19 protein-coding genes are annotated in these 18,792 nt (G+C 72.5%); 5 read left to right on the forward strand and 14 right to left on the reverse strand.

Annotation, left to right across the window (positions count from 1 at the left end; all coding sequences use genetic code 11):
* The 6 genes from WFH32_RS15820 to WFH32_RS15845 all read right to left on the reverse strand — a co-directional run.
* Positions 1-994 (reverse strand): methyl-accepting chemotaxis protein (locus tag WFH32_RS15820; protein ID WP_336708278.1); only part of this gene is annotated, 994 nt, incomplete at its 3' end.
* Positions 995-1,078: 84 nt separating this feature from the next.
* The gene (locus WFH32_RS15825; protein WP_191797898.1) at positions 1,079-1,489 is read right to left on the reverse strand and encodes a chemotaxis protein CheW; all 411 of its coding nucleotides are present in this window, start codon (positions 1,487-1,489) and stop codon (positions 1,079-1,081) included.
* Positions 1,486-3,813 (reverse strand): chemotaxis protein CheA, encoded by a 2,328-nt coding sequence (locus WFH32_RS15830; RefSeq protein ID WP_336708419.1) that lies wholly within the window; start codon positions 3,811-3,813, stop codon positions 1,486-1,488. Before WFH32_RS15830 ends, WFH32_RS15825 begins: the two co-directional genes overlap by 4 nt.
* 187 nt (positions 3,814-4,000) lie before the next feature.
* Positions 4,001-4,273: a DUF7455 domain-containing protein gene (locus tag WFH32_RS15835; protein WP_225228433.1), complete on the reverse strand. Its 273-nt coding sequence runs from the start codon at positions 4,271-4,273 to the stop codon at positions 4,001-4,003.
* Positions 4,270-4,491 (reverse strand): hypothetical protein, encoded by a 222-nt coding sequence (locus WFH32_RS15840; protein WP_030152901.1) that lies wholly within the window; start codon positions 4,489-4,491, stop codon positions 4,270-4,272. Before WFH32_RS15840 ends, WFH32_RS15835 begins: the two co-directional genes overlap by 4 nt.
* Positions 4,492-4,586: 95 nt before the next feature.
* Entirely contained in the window at positions 4,587-5,861 is a 1,275-nt protein-coding gene (locus tag WFH32_RS15845; RefSeq protein ID WP_191797894.1) for a hypothetical protein, read from the reverse strand.
* Between the two features lie 164 nt (positions 5,862-6,025).
* Between WFH32_RS15845 and WFH32_RS15850 the strand changes: the two genes are divergently transcribed.
* A complete protein-coding gene (locus tag WFH32_RS15850; RefSeq protein ID WP_336708279.1) occupies positions 6,026-7,165 on the forward strand; it encodes a hypothetical protein in 1,140 nt (379 codons plus the stop codon).
* Here the strand turns inward: WFH32_RS15850 and WFH32_RS15855 are convergent.
* Positions 7,126-8,619, reverse strand: coding sequence for an XRE family transcriptional regulator (locus WFH32_RS15855; RefSeq protein ID WP_138825834.1), 1,494 nt, complete (start codon positions 8,617-8,619; stop codon positions 7,126-7,128). The two genes, WFH32_RS15850 and WFH32_RS15855, sit on opposite strands and share 40 nt — an antisense overlap.
* Positions 8,620-8,835: 216 nt before the next feature.
* On the opposite strand from WFH32_RS15855, the gene WFH32_RS15860 reads away from it, so the two are divergent.
* Complete coding sequence (locus WFH32_RS15860) at positions 8,836-10,683, forward strand: phosphoenolpyruvate carboxykinase (GTP) (protein WP_336708420.1); 1,848 nt, start codon at positions 8,836-8,838, stop codon at positions 10,681-10,683.
* Positions 10,684-10,836: 153 nt separating this feature from the next.
* Entirely contained in the window at positions 10,837-11,706 is an 870-nt protein-coding gene (locus WFH32_RS15865; RefSeq protein ID WP_336708280.1) for an SMP-30/gluconolactonase/LRE family protein, read from the forward strand.
* A gap of 84 nt (positions 11,707-11,790) precedes the next feature.
* On the opposite strand, the gene WFH32_RS15870 is transcribed toward WFH32_RS15865, so the two are convergent.
* Together WFH32_RS15870 and WFH32_RS15875 are read right to left on the reverse strand one after the other, a co-directional pair.
* The gene (locus tag WFH32_RS15870) at positions 11,791-12,648 is read right to left on the reverse strand and encodes a fumarylacetoacetate hydrolase family protein (RefSeq protein ID WP_336708422.1); all 858 of its coding nucleotides are present in this window, start codon (positions 12,646-12,648) and stop codon (positions 11,791-11,793) included.
* A 61-nt stretch (positions 12,649-12,709) separates the two neighbouring features.
* On the reverse strand, positions 12,710-13,714 hold the full coding sequence (locus tag WFH32_RS15875) for a C-terminal binding protein (protein ID WP_336708281.1): 1,005 nt from the start codon (positions 13,712-13,714) through the stop codon (positions 12,710-12,712).
* Between the two features lie 91 nt (positions 13,715-13,805).
* On the opposite strand from WFH32_RS15875, the gene WFH32_RS15880 reads away from it, so the two are divergent.
* Positions 13,806-14,573: an SDR family NAD(P)-dependent oxidoreductase gene (locus WFH32_RS15880; protein ID WP_191797883.1), complete on the forward strand. Its 768-nt coding sequence runs from the start codon at positions 13,806-13,808 to the stop codon at positions 14,571-14,573.
* Positions 14,574-14,690: 117 nt separating this feature from the next.
* Positions 14,691-15,029 (forward strand): nuclear transport factor 2 family protein, encoded by a 339-nt coding sequence (locus WFH32_RS15885; RefSeq protein ID WP_336708282.1) that lies wholly within the window; start codon positions 14,691-14,693, stop codon positions 15,027-15,029.
* 101 nt (positions 15,030-15,130) lie between these two features.
* On the opposite strand, the gene WFH32_RS15890 is transcribed toward WFH32_RS15885, so the two are convergent.
* The 5 genes from WFH32_RS15890 to WFH32_RS15910 all read right to left on the reverse strand — a co-directional run bounded on the left by WFH32_RS15890 (position 15,131) and on the right by WFH32_RS15910 (position 18,755).
* A complete protein-coding gene (locus tag WFH32_RS15890; RefSeq protein ID WP_336708283.1) occupies positions 15,131-16,210 on the reverse strand; it encodes a fatty acid desaturase family protein in 1,080 nt (359 codons plus the stop codon).
* Positions 16,211-16,241: 31 nt separating this feature from the next.
* Entirely contained in the window at positions 16,242-16,871 is a 630-nt protein-coding gene (locus tag WFH32_RS15895; protein ID WP_336708284.1) for a hypothetical protein, read from the reverse strand.
* Positions 16,872-17,022: 151 nt separating this feature from the next.
* Positions 17,023-17,520, reverse strand: a complete 498-nt coding sequence (locus tag WFH32_RS15900; RefSeq protein ID WP_138825844.1) for a DUF1269 domain-containing protein — start codon at positions 17,518-17,520, stop codon at positions 17,023-17,025.
* Positions 17,521-17,634: 114 nt separating this feature from the next.
* The gene (locus WFH32_RS15905; RefSeq protein WP_336708423.1) at positions 17,635-18,426 is read right to left on the reverse strand and encodes a cation transporter; all 792 of its coding nucleotides are present in this window, start codon (positions 18,424-18,426) and stop codon (positions 17,635-17,637) included.
* Positions 18,423-18,755, reverse strand: coding sequence for an ArsR/SmtB family transcription factor (locus WFH32_RS15910; RefSeq protein WP_056649628.1), 333 nt, complete (start codon positions 18,753-18,755; stop codon positions 18,423-18,425). Before WFH32_RS15910 ends, WFH32_RS15905 begins: the two co-directional genes overlap by 4 nt.
* Between the last annotated feature and the right edge of the window lie 37 nt (positions 18,756-18,792).

An 18,792-nucleotide genomic window follows, 5' to 3' on the forward strand; every position in this document is an offset into this window, starting at 1 on the left:
TCTGCTCAGCACCCGCAGCCACCGTCCGCACGTTCTGCGACACCTGCTCCGCAGCCGCAGCCACCACCCCCGACTGCGCCGCCGTCTCCTCCGACGACGCCGAGAACTGCGCGCCTGCGTACGACAGGCGGTCGGCCGCTCCGGCCACCTCCTGGGCCGTGCCTGCGACCGTCGAGATGATCGCCCGCAGGCTCGCCTGCGCGGTCGCGAGGGCCACGGCCATCTGACCGATCTCGTCGCGGCTGTCCACGTCCGCACGGACCGTCAGGTCGCCCTCGGCGAGCGCGACCAACGAGCGACGCACCTTCTCGGCCGACCGGCGGATCCCGTTCGCGACGACGAGCGCGACGACGAGCGCGACCACCAGACCGGCCAGCCCGAGGACGATCATCGTAACGACGGTCTGCTGGGCGTGGGCCGCGGCCTCGTCGGAGACCGACGCGGCGTACTCGTTCGCGGCCTTGCCCGCGGCGGAGAGCGCTGAGACGTGCGCCGCGATGAGAGCGTCGTTGCGCGACTGGATCTCGGAGGTCACCGCCTTGTCCTCGACGGCCGGCATGAGCGTCGAGTCCCGGTAGGAGACCCAGTCCGCCCACGCCGTCTTGAACGTCTCCCAGTTCGGCTCGGCCATCGTGCCGAGCATCGCGTCGTACGCGGCGATGTCCTCCGCCAGGTCAGCGTCGGTCGCGTCCATCTGCGCGACGACCGCGGACCGGGCCGACCCCTCGACGAGGTCGTACTGGTACGTCAGTCGCCACGCTTCCTGCGCACCGTGGTCGATCTGGGCGTTGAGGCGCAGCGCGGTGTTCCCCACGTCGGCCACGGTCGCGGTGTCCTCGAGCGTCGAGCGCAGGCCCTGCAGGGCGACGGCGACGGTCCCCACGAGCACGAGGACGAGGACGCCGAGCGCGACGATGATCCGGGTCCGGACGGAGAGGTCGCCGAAGCGGGAGCGGCGCGGCCGCGAGGTCGCGGACGTCAGGGACGTGGACATGGGTACTCCTGGGCGGTGTGATGAACGGGGAGGGGTTTGCCTGCTCGACCTTCGTGCGTGCGCACGGTGCCGATCACGACGCGCTCACGACGCCACGGCGTCGACGTCGAGCGCGAGCAGCAGCTGGCCGGAGAGCTTGTAGGTGCCGAGGATCACTGCTCGCAGCGCCTCGGACAGGGTCTGGGGAGGCAGTTCGAACTGGTCCTCGTCGACCACGAGCACGTCGCCGATCCGGTCGACGAGCAGGCTCACGGTCTCGTCGCCCACGAAGACGACGGCCATCATCTGCTCGCCGTCGTGCGCGGGCATGCCGAGCCGTCGTCGGAGGTCGACCGTGAGGACGACCTGGCCGCGGAGGTTGACGAGGCCCGCGACGTCGTCGGGCGCGAGCGGCACGCGCGTGCGCGGCCGGCTCGGCAGGACCTCCTGGACCCGGTCGACGGGGATGCCGCAGAGCCGGTCGCCCAGCGTGAAGGTCACGAGTCTCGTGCTCATCGCACACCTGCCAGGAGGTCGTCGTCGAAGGCCGCCCGGTCGGCGAGGCCGTCCGGGGCGTCGGGGTCGTCCGGGTCGTCGTCGAAGAAGCCCGCATCCGCGGCGCGCACGGCGCTGCGCACGTCGAGCAGCTCGGTGACGCGCTGGTCGAGGACGGTCGACCCCACGAGGCCGTGGTCGTCGATGTCGCTGTGCAGCCGGGCGTCGTCCTCGACGATGTCGAGGATCTCCGACACGGCCATCGCGATGCTGCGACCACCACGGGTGTACACGACGACGTCGAGCTCGTCACCGGTCGGGCCGCCGACGGCGCCCAGCACCCGGTCGAGCCGGACCAGCGGGACGAGCGCACCGCGGTACTGGAGCACCTCGCGCGTCCCGACCTGCTCGATGCGGTCCGTGCGGATCCGTTCGAGCCGCGTGACCGCGGACAGCGGGATCGCGACGCGACGGTCGCCGGCGGCGACGACCAGCACCTGGTGCGTCGCCTTGGCGGCCTGCACCGTCGTCTGCCGACGCACCTTGGCGAGCTCGGCGATCTCGGTGCTGAGCACGCGCCGCGCGATCGCGGGAAGGTCGAGGATGAGGGCGACGCCCCCGTCGCCGAGCACCGTCGCGCCCGAGTACATCCCGATCTGCTTGAGCCGGCTCGCGAGCCCCTTGACGACGATCTCCTCCATGTTGAGGACGCGGTCGACGATCACGCCGAACCGCTGGTCGTCGGCCTCGACGACCGCGATGACGCGGCCGGCGGACTCGGGGGCGAGGTCCAGGACCTCGGCGAGCGAGACGAGCGGGAGCAGCGTCCCGCGCAACCGGAACACGGGGGCGGTGCCGACGTGCTCGATCCGGGTGTCCTGCCCCCCGAGCGCGACGAGCTCCAGGAGGCTGACCTGCGGGATCGCGTAGACCGAGCCGCAGCACGTGACGGTGAGCGCGGGCATGATCGCGAGCGTGAGCGGGATGCGCATCCGCCACGTCGTGCCCTTGCCGACGCTCGACTCGACGTCGACGGACCCACCGATCGCCTCGATGTTGGTCCGGACGACGTCCATCCCGACGCCGCGGCCGGAGACGTTGGTGACCTTGGCCGCGGTCGAGAACCCGGGCAGGAACAGCAGGTCCAGCACCTCGGACGACGACATCGCCGCGATCTCGTTGGCGCTGCGCAGCCCCTTCGAGACCGCCGAGCGTCCCACCTTCTCGGGGTCGATGCCCGCGCCGTCGTCGGTGATCTCGACGACGACCTGGCCGTTCGAGTGGTAGGCGCGCAGCGACACGAGGCCCTGGCTCACCTTGCCCACGGCGCGACGCTGGTCGGGCGCCTCGATCCCGTGGTCGACGGCGTTGCGCACCAGGTGCGTCAGGGGGTCCTTCACGGCCTCGAGCAGCGAGCGGTCGAGCTCGGTGTCGCCGCCGGTCATCTCGACGCGTACCTCGCGGCCGAGCATCTTCGCGAGGTCCCGCACGATGCGCGGCATCTTCGACCACACGTGCTCGATGGGCTGCATGCGGGTGCGCATGACACCCTCCTGCAGCTCGGAGGCGATGAGGCTCAGGCGCTGCGCGGACCGCTTGGTCTCCTGGTCCTCACCCGCCCCGGCGATGCGGTCGAACTGGTTGCGGACGAGCACGAGCTCGCCGACCTGCCGCACGAGGGAGTCGAGGAGGTCGACGTCGACGCGGATCGACCCGTCGGCGGCGTTGCGCCCGGGAAGCTCGATCTCCTCGTGCTTGGGCGCGGGGACGGTCGAGGCGGGGGCTGCGGGCTCCGGCGGGGCCTGCACGGGGGCAGGTTCGACGGCGGCGGGGGCCACGGGCGCGTGGGCCTCGGCCCGCTCGGGCTCAGGCTGGGGAAGGACGACGGCGTCGGGCTCGAGCGGCGCCGGGTCCTCAGCCGCAGGCGCCACGGCCACAGGCTCCTCGGACGCCGGCTCCTCGGCGGGCGCGGCCCCCTCCTGCACCGCCACGATCTGGGCGACCATCGTCTCGACGTCGACGTCGTCCCCCGCGCCGGCCTCGACCTTGGCGAGGATGGCGCGCAGAGTGTCGACCAGCGCGAGCAGCACGTCCGCAACCTGCGGGTCCATCACACGCTCGCCGTCACGCAGCTCGGACAGCAGGGACTCCCCGACGTGCGAGACCTTCTCCAGGTTGCCGAACCCGAGGAAGCCGCTCGTGCCCTTGATGGTGTGCACCGTGCGGAAGATGCTGCTGAGCAGCGCGCGCGACGAAGGGTCGCTCTCCAGTGCCACGAGGTCCTGGTCCAGCTGATCGAGGTTCTCGTAGGACTCGACCAAGAACTCGTGGACGATCTCGTCCATCTCGTCCACGCCCGCACCTCCACGCCATCGCTGGCATCGTCGTCGTCGCTCGGAGCGACCTGTCGTCAGGGACACCGGTCCCCCAGCCCTGGCGTCCGCCGGGGCTGTCGTCGGTGACTGTCGGTCGTCTCGTGCGGTTGGTGGGGGTGATACCGCGCGCCTCGGGTGGGCCCGTCGACGCTCGCGGTCAGGCGGCGCTGTCGAGCGCGCGCGCGAGGGCGAGCGCCAGCGCGATGTCCTCGTCGAGGGTGCGCCGTTCGTCGCGCACTCCGTACCCGGCGGTGACGATCGCGCTCTCGTGCACGCGGTAGTGCGGGTCGCAGAAGAGGAGGATCCCCTCGTGGGCGACGGTCACCCGGACGCAGGCCGTCGCGCCGCACGCATCGCACCGGTCGCACCGGTCGATCGCGTCGTGCGGGTCGGCGTCCGGGGGCTCCCACGGTCGCCGCAGGTGATTCATGCCGCGGTGGCCTTCTGGGCCGCGCGGTTCACGAGCCCCGCGGCCTCGGCGCGGGTCAGGCCTTGGATGACGAGCTCGTCGACGAGCGAGGCGATCTGCTCGTGCACGTCGCCGGGGTAGAGAGGGGCGCCTGCTCGTCGGCGCGCGAGCTCCTTGGTCAGTGGCGCGCAGCGCTCGGCGATCGTCTGGGGTCTTGGGCGTGCGGGGGTGGCAGCCATGGGGTGCTCCTCTCGGTGCCTCTGGTCGAGGCGTCGACGGTCCTGCTTCCTATGCAGCGGGATCGGCCGTCGTCCGGCCTGGCTGCGAAGGTCGGTCAGCCCGCCTCGGCGACCCTCGTCGTCTGGCGCGCCGCGGCGACGACGTCCGCGAGGGTGCTGCGCACCTCGAGGGGCGTGCGTCCGAGCGGTGCGCCGGGCAGCGCGACGGCTGCCGCGAGGGCCCCCAGGTAGCGCGCGGTGTCGCGCGTCGACTCACCGGTCCCACGGTCCGGGTCCCAGGCGGAGCGTGCCTCGTGCTCGTGCTCGACGAACACCGCGGTGAGCTCGGTGATCCAGGCGGCGTCGACCCCGCAGCCGGCGACGGCCTGCTTGACCGCGACCCGGGTGCGGGACAGGGCGGGCCGTCCCGGGCGTGCACGGTCTGCGAGGACGTCGTGCACGAGGAGGTGGGCGATCTTCTGCCCGTACTCGTGCGAGGCGACGGTCTCGAGGTGCTCGTCCTCGTAGGTCGTCCACAGTCCGGCGAGGGTCGCCACGCGCGGGTCCGACGGCGACGCGGTGAACGCGAGGACCGAGCGCAGGGCGAGCCCCTCGTCCTCCTCGATCCACGCGAGCATGCGTGCCCGCACGTCCGGGTCGAGAGGACGCTCGAGGGTGGGCAGGGCGAACGCGTCGCGGATCGCCGCGGCGTCGACGTGCATGCGCAGGACTCCACGCTGGCGGGTGGCAGCGCTCTCGTGGGCAGCGTAGAGGCGGTCGAGCTCCTCGTCGCGCCCCGCGTCGAGGACCTGGACGGCCAGGTCGGGGACCACGGGGAGCTCGTGCACGAGCCCCGCGAGGCGCCCCTCGGCGTCGATCGTGCCCTCGAGGAGGTCCGTCGAGACGATCTGGCCGACCTTGCGGGCCGACCGGACGCTGCGCAGCAGGGTCCGGTGCATGAGCGTGTAGTCCCCGAGCGCCTGGCGGATCGATCCCGCCGCGCTCGCACCGCCCGCGAAGACCTCGAGGTCGAAGAACTTGGTGCCGTTGCGCCCACGGGAGTCCCCCTCGGCACCGTCGGTGCTGGGCAGGTCGAGGATCTTGCGGGTGTAGAAGTCGACGGCCGCATCGACCATGTCGTCGTGCAGGAAGCGCGCGATGCCGTGGCGGTGGCAGTAGCGCGTGGTCTCGGAGCGCACGATGCCCGTGCGGAAGACCGCTTCGAAGATGATCATGCGGGCCTCACGCTCGGTGAGGTCGCCTGCGCGCACGCGACGAGCGACGTCGGTCGTGGTGCGGTCGAGCTCGTCGCTCGCGCGGTCGTGGACGGACGTGCGGGCAGCGGCGGTGACATCGACGTCGACGTCGGCGGTGACGGTGATGGTCTGCATGGCACGTGTGTGTGCGGCGCGCTCGCGAAATTCGGGCCTCCGGGCAGCTCTGGTGATGTGACGTCCGTCACAACCTGCTCAAGGGCGCGCCTCCCCGCCACGCAGGCTGGCGCATGCTCACCCGGCATAGGCAGCCCCAGACGGTCAGCGAGGAGAGGACGAACGTGGAGCACAGGCGCCGAGCGCTCGACGTCGGACCGGGGGAACACCTCCTCCTGCCCGCGTCGACGCTCGACACGACGGGGCGGCTGCATCTGTGGCGCGCCTTCTCGGGGCTGTACGACGGCGAGCTCCTGCTCTCCCCGCTCACGGCCAGCCCGCTGCCGATGCCGTGGACCGTCCCCGCCGGACACCGCCGGTGGCCCGGCCTGCGACCCGCCGCCATGTGGCACCCCCTCCTGTGGCTGCCCGCGCGGCTGCGGTCTCCGATCACGCTCCGCGACCCCCTGACGGGCGAGACCTGGGGCGAGACCTACGACGAGTGGGCCACCCGGGTCGCCCTCGAGATGACCGAGTCCGGTCCCGTGGTCATCGACGGCGAGCAGTGGGTGCTCCTGCACGACCCGCACCACGGGCGGCACGTCCGGCCCCTCGGCCCCGACGACGCGAACCTCGTCCCGCTGTACGACCCGATCACCGGCACCTGGCTCGACGTGCTCTCGACCGTCGGGCTCGACGTCGACGACCCCGATCACCTCGCCCGGGTCGAGAGGTGGCTCGCGGGCGACGACGACGAGGCGCTCGACGCCGTCGACCTCGACGTGTTCCTGCAGGCCGCCGACCGCGACCCGGCCTGGGCCCTCGACCGGACGCAGCGGCCCCTCGCCGAGGGCACCGGGTACCGCACCTACGTCGAGGACCTGCGCGACGCGTCCTCGACGCTCGTCGCGCGCGAGCTCGACGACCGCGTGACCGACCTCGCGTCCGCCCGCCTGCCGGCCCGTGAGCTCGGGCAGCACGTCGGCGCCCTCGCCCGGGCCGCGTCCACGCTCCTGTCGGCGGGCCCCGACGTCGTCGAGGACCTCGGCCTGAGCCTCGGGCTCGTCACCGCCCGGGCCGACCGCGCCACGACGGTCGAGGCGGCGTCGGCCGCCGTGGCCGACCTGCGCGTGCTGCTCGGCACGGTTGCCGACGCCGCGTCCTTGGGCCTCGACCGCATCGAGCTGCGCGTCGAGATCGAGACCGCCGAGGTGCTGGGACAGGTCGCCCAGCTCACCCGGCCCGCCGGACCGCCCGACGACGCCGCGCGCCCGACGGGAGCCGGTCAGCCCTCGCGCGGTGCGTGCTTCTCGAGGAACGCGTAGACCTCCGAGGCGTCCACGCCCGGGAACGCGCCGGAGGGCAGCGCGGACAGCACGTACTGGTGCATGCGCGCGCTCGGCCAGGCGACCTCCTCCCAGTGCCGCGCGAGCTGGGCCGCGGGCCTGCGGCAGCATGCCTCGTCCGGGCAGGTCGAGGCACGGCGCGCGGTCGTCTCACGGCCCCGGAACCACTTGGCCGAGGCGAACGGGACCCCGACCGTGATCGAGAACTCGCCCGTCGTCGTCGTACCCGTCTGGGTGCTGCACCAGAACGTGCCCGCAGGCGTGTCCGTGTACTGGTAGGACTCCGTCGCGCGGTCGCGGCGCGTGAAGGCCTCGCGCGCGGCCCACCGGCGGCACACGAGCTGCCCCTCGATGGCCCCCGTGACGTCTGCCGGGAACGGCAGGCCGTCGTTCGCGTACCCGCGGTACAGGGCGCCGTCGTCCCCCACGCGCATGAAGTGCACCGGGATGCCCAGGCGGGACGTCGCGAGGTTGGTGAAGCGCTGCGACGCGGCCTCGTGCGAGACCCCGAACGCGTCGCGGAAGTCCTCGACCGCGAGGTCCTTGTCCTTCTTGCGCTGCTCCAGGAACTCGACGGCCGCCGACTGCGGCATGAGGCAGCACGCCGCGAAGTAGGTGATCTCGACGCGCTGGCGCAGGAAGTTCGCGTACGACGTCGGGCGCTGGTGCCCCAGCACGCGGTGCGCGATCGCCTGGAGACCGAGCGAGCGCAGGCCGTGGCTGCCCGGGATCGAGGCGGGCGGAAGGTAGATCCGGCCGTTGCGCAGGTCCGTGACCGTGCGCGTCGAGTGCGGCAGGTCGTCGACGTGCAGCAGCGTGAAGCCGAGCTGCTCGGCCATGCGCGCGACCGTGCGGTGCGTCAGGGCGCCCGACGTGTAGCCCGCGCGGCGCGTCATCTCCTCCGCGAGGTCCTCGAGCTCGGGGATGTAGTTGTTGCGCGACTGACGTTCCAGGCGGAGCTCGGTGTTGGCTCGGCGGGCCTCCTCGGGCGTCGCGATGGCCTCTGACGCGCGACGGGCCAGCTCGCCGTGCAGACCGACCAGGTTCTCCAGGACCGGCATCGGAAGCTTCTGCGACGCCTTGACCGAGGGCAGTCCGAGGGTCGCGAACAGCGGGCCGCGCTGGGCGCGGTCCAGCTCGATCTCGAGCGCGGCCCGGCGCGACGGCGGCTCGTCCGCGAGCAGGTCCCCCACCGCGACGTCGAGCGCGCCCGCGAGCGCCTGGAGCAGCGAGAGTCGCGGTTCGCGCTTCCCGTTCTCGATGAGCGACAGGAGGCTCGCGGTGGTTCCCACCTGCGCGCCGAGCGCATCGAGCGTGAGCCCGCGACCGGTCCGGAAGTACCGGATCCGGCGCCCCAGGGTGATGAGGTCGGTGCTCGCCGGGGTGTGGACCTCGGGGCTCGTGGGGATCTTGCGGTCTTCGTCGACGGCCATTCCTTGACTCTATGTCAAGATCAGCGATTCTTGACAGTGCTCCAGGTGGAAAACCGGCGTGTTCCGGGTCGAAGGTGGAAACAGCAGCACCGACACCCACCGGGTGGACCCGACGACCGCCCAGGACCGGAGACCCTCATGACCGCGACCGCCAATCCCCGCCGCACCCGACACGCCGCCCTCACGGAGGAGCTGCCCGACGTCCTCACCACCGCGATGGCCGGTGCCGCGTTCGGTCCCGGGGGCCGGCGCGCCGCACGCGACCCGCGCGCCTGGGTCCGGGAGATCGCCGAACTCACCGAGCCCGACGCGGTCGTGTGGTGCGACGGCTCCGCGGCGGAGAAGCAGCGGCTCGTCGACCTCATGGTCGACGCCGGCACGCTCCTGCCCCTGAACCCCGAGCTGCGCCCCGGCAGCTACCTCGCCCGCTCGAACCCGAGCGACGTGGCCCGCGTCGAGTCCCGCACGTTCATCTGCTCGCGCGACGAGGCCGACGCTGGCCCCACCAACAACTGGCGCGAGCCGGACGCCATGCGCGCCGAGCTCCGGGACGTGTTCGACGGGTCGATGCGCGGTCGCACGATGTACGTCGTGCCGTTCTCGATGGGTCCCGTCGGCGGCCCCATCTCCCAGGTCGGCATCCAGGTCACCGACTCGCCCTACGTCGTCGTCAGCATGGGCGTCATGACGCGGGTCGGCAGCGACGTGCTCGCGCTGATCGACGCGGGGGCGCCGTTCGTGCCCGCCGTGCACAGCGTGGGCGCGCCGCTCGTCGACGACTCGGGCGCCGTCACGCAGGACGTGCCCTGGCCCTGCAACGACACCAAGTACATCGCGCACTTCCCCGAGACCCGCGAGATCTGGTCCTTCGGCTCCGGCTACGGCGGCAACGCGCTGCTCGGCAAGAAGTGCTTCGCGCTGCGCATCGCCTCGGCCATGGCCCGCGACGAGGGCTGGCTCGCCGAGCACATGCTGCTCATCCGGGCCACGTCCCCCGAGGGGCGCGCCTACCACCTGGCCGCGGCCTTCCCCTCGGCGTGCGGCAAGACGAACCTCGCGATGCTCCAGCCGACCGTCCCCGGGTGGAAGGTCGAGACCATCGGGGACGACATCGCCTGGCTGCGACCGGGACCCGACGGGACGCTGCGCGCGATCAACCCCGAGGCCGGGTTCTTCGGCGTCGCCCCCGGCACGGGGATCGACACCAACCCCGTCGCGGTCGCGACGTTCGACCGCGACACGATCTTCACCAACGTCGCCCTGACCGACGACGGCGACGTCTGGTGGGAGGGCCTGACGCCCGAGGCGCCGGCCCACCTCACGGACTGGCTCGGCAACGACTGGACCCCGGGGGCCCAGACACCCGCAGCGCACCCCAACTCGCGCTTCACGGTCGCGGCCGCGCAGTGCCCGACGATCGCCGACACCTGGGAGGACCCTGCGGGCGTCCCGATCGACGCGATCGTCTTCGGCGGTCGCCGTGCGACCAACGTGCCGCTCGTCGCGCAGGCGTACGGCTGGGAGCACGGCGTGTTCATGGGCGCGACGATCTCGTCGGAGCGCACCGCGGCCGCCGAGGGCGCACTGGGCGAGCTGCGCCGCGACCCGTTCGCGATGCTCCCGTTCTGCGGCTACAACATGGCCGACCACTGGGCGCACTGGCTGAGCGTCGGCGCGGGCCTCGACCCGGAGAAGCGGCCCAAGATCTTCCAGGTCAACTGGTTCCGCAAGGACGCCGAGGGCTCGTTCCTGTGGCCCGGTTTCGGGGAGAACTCTCGCGTGGTCGAGTGGATCGCGCAGCAGGTCGACCGCTCGCGCGGCCTGCGGACCGATGCGGGGGCCGTCACGAGCCCCGTGGGTCTGCTGCCCGCACCCGGTGCGCTGGACGTCGACGGCCTGGACCTCCCCGAGGGCGACCTGGAGGCGCTCTTCGAGGTCGACGCCGCCTCGTGGCTCGCGGAGACCGAGCTGACGAGCCAGTTCTTCGACACCTTCGGCAACCGCGTCCCGGACCAGCTGTGGGCACAGCTCGCGCGCCTGCGTTCGCGACTCGGGGCCGAGTGAGCCCCTGCCCCGAGAACCGGGGCGGTCACCCCGGCCGCCGACGGTGACCGACACGCCCGCCGACGGTGACATCTGATGTCACCCTCGGCGGGCTGTTGCGTCACCCTCGGCGGCAGCGCACGTCACCCTCGGCAATCCGGGACAATAGGCCCCATGCGTGCCGAGAACATCACCGGTCCCGTCGCCCACCACGGCGAGGGGCCCGTGTGGTCCCCGACCTGGGGCGGTCTGCGGTTCGTCGACATGATGGCCGGCGACCTCCTGACCCTGCAGCCCGACGCCACGGTGGCCCGCCGCCACGTGGGCGACCTCGCGACCATGGTGCGCCCGCGCTCCCGGGGGGGCTACGTCGTCGGGCTGGAGCGTGGGCTCGCGCTCGTGGACGACGAGGCGCCCGACTCCCCCGTACGTCCCTTCCCCGAGCTGTGGAGCGACCCGACGGTCCGACTCAACGACGGCTCGACCACCCCGGACGGCGCGTTCTACGCGGGGTCCATGCCGTTCGACGACCGGTCGGGCGCGGGCGCCCTGTACCGCGTCGAGCCCGACGGCGCCGCTCGCCTCGTGCTGTCGGGCGTCACGTGCTCGAACGGGCTGGGTTTCTCGCCCGACAGCACGCTGGCGTACTACGTGGACACGCTCACGTGCCGGGTCGACGTGTTCGACTACGACGCGGGCGCGGACGAGCCGCTCGCGAACCGGCGGGTCCTGGTCGAGATCCCGCGCGAGGACGGCCTGCCCGACGGGCTCACGGTCGATGCCGAGGGCGGTGTGTGGGTCGCGCTGTGGGGCGGCAGCGCGGTGCGCCGCTACGCGCCGGACGGGACGCTGACCGCTGTGGTCGAGCTGCCCGCCTCGCACGTCACGGCGTGCACGTTCGGCGGCGCGGACCTCGACGAGCTGTTCATCACGACGTCGCGGCTCATGATCGGCGAGCCGTTCGAGCCCGAGCTCGACGCGGGGTCTGTCTTCCGCGTCGTCCCCGGGGTCACGGGGCTGCCGGTCCTGCCGTTCGCGGGCTGATCACCGCGCCGAGATGCTGCGCGTCGTCGCCGTCGTGGTGGACGGGGCGACGACGAGCAGCATCTCGGCGGGCGCAGGACAAGATCACACGACCGCGTCGCGGACCTTCTGCTCGCAGCGTCCCAGGCCCTCGATCTCGACGGCCATCACGTCGCCGTCGACCAGGTACGGGAAACGGCCCGAGAGGGCGACACCCTGGGGAGTGCCGGTGTTGATGACGTCCCCCGGCTCGAGGACCATGTACTGCGACAGGTGCCACACGAGGAAGTCGACGTCGAAGATCATGTCGGCCGTCGAGGAGTCCTGACGGATCTCCCCGTTGACCCACGAGCGCAGGCGCAGGTCCGAGGCGTCGACCTGGTCGGCCGGGACGAGCGCCGGACCCAGCGGGTTGAACGTCTCGCAGCTCTTGCCCTTGGACCACTGGCCGCCCGAGACGGCCATCTGGTAGTCGCGCTCGGACACGTCGTTGGACACGGTGTACCCGGCGACGTGTGCGGCCGATTCCGCGGGCGACGCGAGGTAGCGGGCCTTCTTCCCGATGACGATCGCGAGCTCGACCTCCCAGTCGACCTTCTGCGCGCCCGGGGGGAGCAGCACGTCGTCGTCGGGCCCGACGACGGTGTTGGAGTGCTTCCAGAAGATGATCGGGACGGTCGGCGGCTCGGAGCCGGACTCGGCCGCGTGCGCGGCGTAGTTCATGCCGACGCACACGACGGCCGTGGGACGGGCGACCGGGGGGCCGACGCGCAGCGCGTCGGCGTCCGCGACGACGGGCAGCTCGCCCGCGGCGAGGGCCGCACGGACCCGGGAGACGCCGTCGTCCGCCAGGAACGCGCCGTCGACGTCACGCGTCAGGGAGTCGAGGGAGTACGTGGTGCCGTCGGCGGTGCGGACGACGGGGCGCTCCTGGCCGGGAAGGCCGAGGCGCATGAGCTGCAGGTGCTGCACGGGGTTGCTCCAGGTGTCGGGGGACGGCGCTGAGCGCCCAGACGAGGGAAGGTCAGCGTGCCAGGGCGCGGGCGTAGTCCGGGTTGACGATCGAGCCGACGGGACGACCCGCGAGGAAGTCGATCGCGTTGCGCGCGGTGTGCACGGGCAGGTCGGCCATGGCCTCGGGCGAGAACCACGCGGCGTGCGGGCTGAGCAGCACCTGGTCGAGCGTGCGCAGGCGCGAGTCGGCGGGCAGCGGCTCGTGCGAGAACACGTCGAGGGCCGCGGCGCCCAGGTGCCCTCCCTCGAGCGCGTCGGCGAGCGCCTCCTCGTCGATCAGCGGGCCGCGGCACGTGTTGACCACGACCGCGCCGGGCTTCATGGTCGCGATCGACGCCGCGTCGAGCAGGTGACGCGTGGCCTCGCTGAGCGGCGCGTGCAGGCTCAGCACGTCGGCCTCGGCCACGGCCTGCTCACGGGTCACGGGCAGGTAGCCGGCGGCGGCGACCTCGACGTCGGGCACGAAGGGGTCGTGGACCAGGACCCGGTAGCCGAGCGCGGCGCAGCTGCGCGCGACGAGCGACCCGATCCGGCCGTACCCGATCACGGACACGGTGGTCGCGGACAGGCGAGCGGCCATGGGGCGCGGGGCGGTCGCGGCCCAGACGCCGTCGCGCACGGCGCGGTCGTAGCCGACGAGCCCGCGGCTGAGGCCGAGGACCATCGCGACGGTGTGGGACGCGACCTCCTCGATGCAGTAGGTCGGGGTGTTGGCGACGGCGATGCCGCGCTCGGTCGCGGCGGCGACGTCGACCATGTCGTAGCCGATGCCCATGCGGCTGACGAAGCGCACGCCCTCGATCTCGTCGAGGACGCGGGCGGTGAGGGGCGCCCACTGGACGACCAGGGCGGACGGGGCGGCACCTGCGGCCGCGGCGTCGCGGACGAGGGCGATGACGTCGTCCTCCGTGCGGGCCGTCCCGCGCACGACACCGAGGCCGGCGGCCGTGACGGTGTCTTCGCACGCGGTGCCCGGGAGGTCGCAGTCGGTGATGACGACGGTGTCGGGGTTCATGAGCCGAAATGCTATAGCATCTAGCACCCGACGGCCAGCGTCCGTGGACAGGACGCTTGCAGTCGGCGCAATTTGCTATAGCGTTCAAGTCATGGCTCGACGACTTGCGCTGATCACAGGCGCCAGCTCCGGGATCGGTTCCGCGACCGCTCTCCAGCTCGCCCGCGACGGATACGACCTCTGGCTCACCTACGCCCACGACGAGCTCGGGGCCCGCACCACCGCGGACCTCGCGACCGAGCTGGGCGCGAGCTGCCACGTCTCGCGCCTCGACCTGCGCGACGTCACGTCGGTCGACAGGCTCGTCACCCAGGTCACCCGCCGCTGGGGAAGGCTCCACGTCCTGGTCAACAACGGCGGCATGTGCCCCTACCGCGCGCTCGACGACATCGAGATCGACGAGTGGGACGCCGTCATGGAGACCAACGCCCGCGGCACGTTCGTCCTCTCGCGGGCCGCGCTCCCCCTCCTGCGGGCGGCCGCGGCCCCCGAGGGCGAGGAGCCGGTCGACCGCAGCATCGTCAACGTCGCCTCGATCGCGGGCCAGCAGGGCGCGCTCAAGACCGGCGTCCACTACGCCGCGAGCAAGGGCGCGCTCCTCGCGATCACGCGGAGCTTCGCGCGCCTCCTGGCCGCCGAGGGTATCCGCGCCAACGCGGTCACGCCCGGCCCGGTCACGAGCAACATCACGAACCAGCTCGACGACGCGGGCCGCGAGGCCCTCACGTCCTCGATCCCGCTGGGCAAGTTCGGCACCCCCGACGACGTCGCGTGGGTCATCGCGTCCCTCGCCTCCCCGCGGGCCGGGTTCGTCACGGGCGCCACGTACGACATCAACGGAGGCGTCCGCATCGACTGACCCGCCGGCCCCCGGCCGCACCCCGGCCGGCAGGACCCGAGCGCGCGCGACGCGCTCCGCCGTCGGGCACCTTCGCCTGGACGGCGCACGACTCCCCCCCCCGAGACGAGGACCCGCATGACCCAGCAACCGACCGCCCACGCCGTGGTCACCGAGCAGGTCGACGCGTTCAACGCGCACGACCTCGAACGCTTCCTCGCGACCTACGCCCAGGACGTCGTGGTCGTGGGCGTGACGCCCGAGCCGATCGTCGGCAAGGACGCGCTGCGCGCCTTCTACGGCCCTCGCCTTGCAACCGGTGATGTGCATTGCACAATCGACGCCTCCGTGGCGTACGGTGACCGGTGGGTGGTCGCACGCGAGATCGTGTCGACCTCGAACGGGTCGGGCGAGACCATCGCCACCTTCGAGGTCCAGGACGGCGTCATCACCCGGGCGAGCATGCTCAAGGCCTGACGCCCCCACGGACGCGGAGCCCGGTCGGTCACCCCCCTTGATCGACCGGGCTTCGCTCTGTCCGGACGCACCTGGGCGACGGGCGGCCCGGCCGCCCCGGCCTACCGCCCGAGCGACGCCGCGAGCGGGCACGTGAACGGCTCCTGCGCCCGCAGACCCACGCGGTTGAGGTAGCGCACGACGATCCCGTACGACCGGAACAGGCCCACCTCGGTGTACGGCACGCCCACGTCCTCGCAGTAGGAGTGCACGATCGGTCGCACCTTCTTGAGGTTGGGCCGCGGCATGCTCGGGAAGAGGTGGTGCTCGATCTGGTAGTTGAGCCCGCCCATCACCGCGTCGACCGCGTACCCGCCGCGCACGTTGCGCGACATGAGGACCTGGCGCCGCAGGAAGTCCAGCGTCACGCCCGGGGGCACGATCGGCATGCCCTTGTGGTTCGGGGCGAAGGACCCGCCGAGCAGCACCCCGAACACGGCGAGCTGCACCCCCAGGAAGGCCGCGGCCTTCCCCGGAGGCAGGAGCAGCACGAGCACACCCACGTAGACGACGAGCCTCCCGAGCACCAGGGGAGCCTCGACCCCTCGGTGCGGCACCGATCCCCTGCGCAGCACGGTCCGCACGCTCGCGACGTGCAGGTTCAGACCTTCGAGCGTCAGCAGGGGGAAGAAGAACCAGCCCTGGTGACGGGTGAACCACGACCGCCACCCCGTCCTCGCGGCCAGGGCCGCAGGGGTGAACGCGATGACGCCGGGCGAGATGTCAGGGTCCTGGCCCTCCTGGTTGGGGGCCGAGTGGTGCTGCTCGTGCTTGGTGCGCCACCAGCCGTAGCTCAGGCCGACGAACCCGCCCGCGAGGACACGGGCCGTCCAGTCGTTCCAGGCCCTGGACCGGAAGATCTGCCGGTGCGCGCTGTCGTGCCCCAGGAACGCGATCTGCGTCACGACCACGGCCATCGCGGCCGCCAGGACGAGCTGCCACCACGAGTTCCCCACGATCGCGACCGCGACCCAGATCCCCCCGAAGGCCAGCACCGCCAGGACGAGCCGCGTCCAGTAGTAGCCGTAGCGTCGGCGGAGCAGGCCCGCCTCCCGGACGAGCCGGGCCAGCGCCGAGTACTCGTTCGTCACCCGGCGGGCTGCTGGTCGCGCTCTCGAGGGGACGCTCGGCACGGTGTCCATGGGGTCCTCGTCACTCGACAGCCGCTGTCGGTCACTCGAAGCGGATCTGCTCCGCCTCCACGAGGACGACGGCGGCGCGCCGGTCCTCCTCCTTCTGCAGCTCCGCGATCTCGGCCGCCAGGCGGTCGTGCTCGGCGACGAGATCTCGACCGAGGTCGCGCAGGACGTTCGCGATCTCGTGCGCGAGGCCCCCCTTCAGTGCGGCGAGACTCGTGTGCCCGATGAGCAGCCGACGGTCCGAGACCGTCAGCTCGACGTCCTCGAAGCCGGCGTCCGCGAGGCGACGCCTGACCGCGTCTGCCTCGATCGCGTCCTGCTCCTCCCGTGTGACCCGCCGGGAGAGGACCCCCGGGACGGTGTACGTGACGGGCTCGTGAGGCGTGCCGAGCTCGGGGGGCAGCGCCGTCGCCAGGACGCCGGTCACCCGGAGGGCGTCGGGGTCGGGAGGCGGAGCCGGGTCGTGGCCGGCGGCACGCGGGTGGTGGGCGACGTGCCCGCGCTCGTGCCCGCCTTCGTTGTCCCAGTCGCGGGTCGCGTCGTCCTCCTCGGCCGGACCGTCCTCCTCGACAGGGCGCCAGGCCGCACCGGTCGACTCCGCGAGCGCGCCGCGTCCCCCGGGGCGAAGCGTCCCGGCCGGTCCGTGCGTCTCGTTTCCGGACATGTCTCGACGCTACGCCCGATCCGGCGGGGCGCCGGGTGCGCCGACGTGCAGGTTGAGTGTGGGTCGGACGCGTCACCGTCGGCGAGGGGGCACGACGACGGCCCCGGTCCGCGATGGACCGGGGCCGTGCGTCTCGCGACTGCGGAGGTTCTCAGACCGCGTCGTCGAAGGCCGCGCGGAGCTTGGCCTCCTCGTCGGACGACAGGTTCGTCTGGATGAGCTCACCGTGGATGCCCTGCGCCTTGAGCGCGTCGTGCACGCGGTCCATGACCCCACCGGACGTCATGACGAACAGCGCCGACGTCCCGGGCGTCACCTTGGACCGCACCGAGTCGATGAAGTCGTCGTCGATGCCCACGTCGGTCAGCGACCCCGCGAGGGCCCCGGACGCCGCGCCGATCGCGACGCCGATGAGCGGGATGAAGAAGATGATCCCGAACAGCAGGCCCCAGAACGCGCCACCCAGCGCGCCGATGCCCGTCGTGTTGTTCGACTGGTGCGTCTTGGGCTTCTTCTTCCCCTCCTCCCACGACACGATCGCCGCGTCCTGCACCTGGATGAGCTCCTGCTTCTGCAACGCCAGCAGGGCGTCCTCCGCCTGCTGCGCACCCTCGGGAGTCTCGAACTTCCACACGGTCAGTGTTGCCACCACACGCCTCGTTCCGTCGTCGGTACTCGGAGGACGCCGTCCGGTCCGGGCGGGTCCTCCTCGACCGTAGGTCGGGTCGTCCGGGGCCGCCATCGGAGCCGGCCCGGTCGGGCGTCAGTCGGGGCAGCAGGTGCACCCGCCGCCGTCGGGCGTCGCGCCGCCCGGGCGGGCGTCCATGCCCGACGGCGCAGCCTCCCCACGCTCGTGGCGCGCGTCGGGCGTGAGGTGCGGTGCGACGCCGTCGGCGTGCAGGCCGGCGACCGGCGAGCAGCACGCGTCCCCGCGCCAGGCCTCGACGCCCTCCTTGACCGCGACGGCCGCGATGACGAGGGCCGCGATCGGGTCGGCCCATGTCCAGCCCAGGGTCGAGCTGAGCACCAGACCCACGAGCAGCACCGCGGACAGGTAGGTGCACAGCAGCGTCTGGCGCGAGTCCGCGACGGCCGACGCCGAGCCCAGCTCGCGACCCGTGCGGCGCTCGAACCAGGACAGGAACGGCATGATCGCGAGGCTCACGGCCGCGAGCACGATCCCGACGGTCGAGTGGTCGGGCTCGGAGGCCCCCAGGAGCGTGCGCACCGCGTCGACGCTCACGAAGACCGCGAGTCCGAAGAACGACACCGCGATGAGGCGCATCGCGGTCCGCTCGCGGCGGTGCGGGTCGGGGGCCGCGAACTGCCATGCGACGGCTGCGGCGGACAGCACCTCGACGACCGAGTCGAGGCCGAACCCGACGAGCGCGGCCGAGGACGCGATGCGCCCGGCGGTGATCGCGACGACGGCCTCGACCACGTTGTAGGCGATGGTCGCCGTGACGATCCAGCGCACGCGACGCTCGAGGAGGGCCCTGCGGGCGGGGGCGAGGGGGGCACGGGTGGAGCGAGGGCCCACCGTCACGTCGGTCACGAGCAGGTGCACCCGTCGGGCGAGCAGCACGTCGGGTCGACCGTGACGACGAGGCGGAGCAGGTCGTCGAGCGCGGGCGCGAGGTGGCTGTCGGCGAGGCGGTACCAGGTACGGCGTCCGTCGGGGATCGCCTCGACGAGCCCGCAGCCGCGCAGGCACGCGAGCTGGTTGGACATGACCTGGCGGGAGACGCCGAGCGCGTCGGCCAGGTCCGAGGGGTAGGCGGGGGCCTCGCGCAGCGTGAGCAGGATGCGCGTGCGCGTCTCGTCGGACAGCGCGTGCCCGAGGCGTGCGAGCGCGGCCGTGTGCGTGAGGGTGACGGTCTCCATGCGTCGGACAGTACACGCGATCCTGAATCCAGGAAAC

Source organism: Oerskovia sp. USHLN155 (assembly GCF_037145535.1).
Classification (GTDB): Bacteria; Actinomycetota; Actinomycetes; order Actinomycetales; family Cellulomonadaceae; genus Oerskovia; species Oerskovia rustica.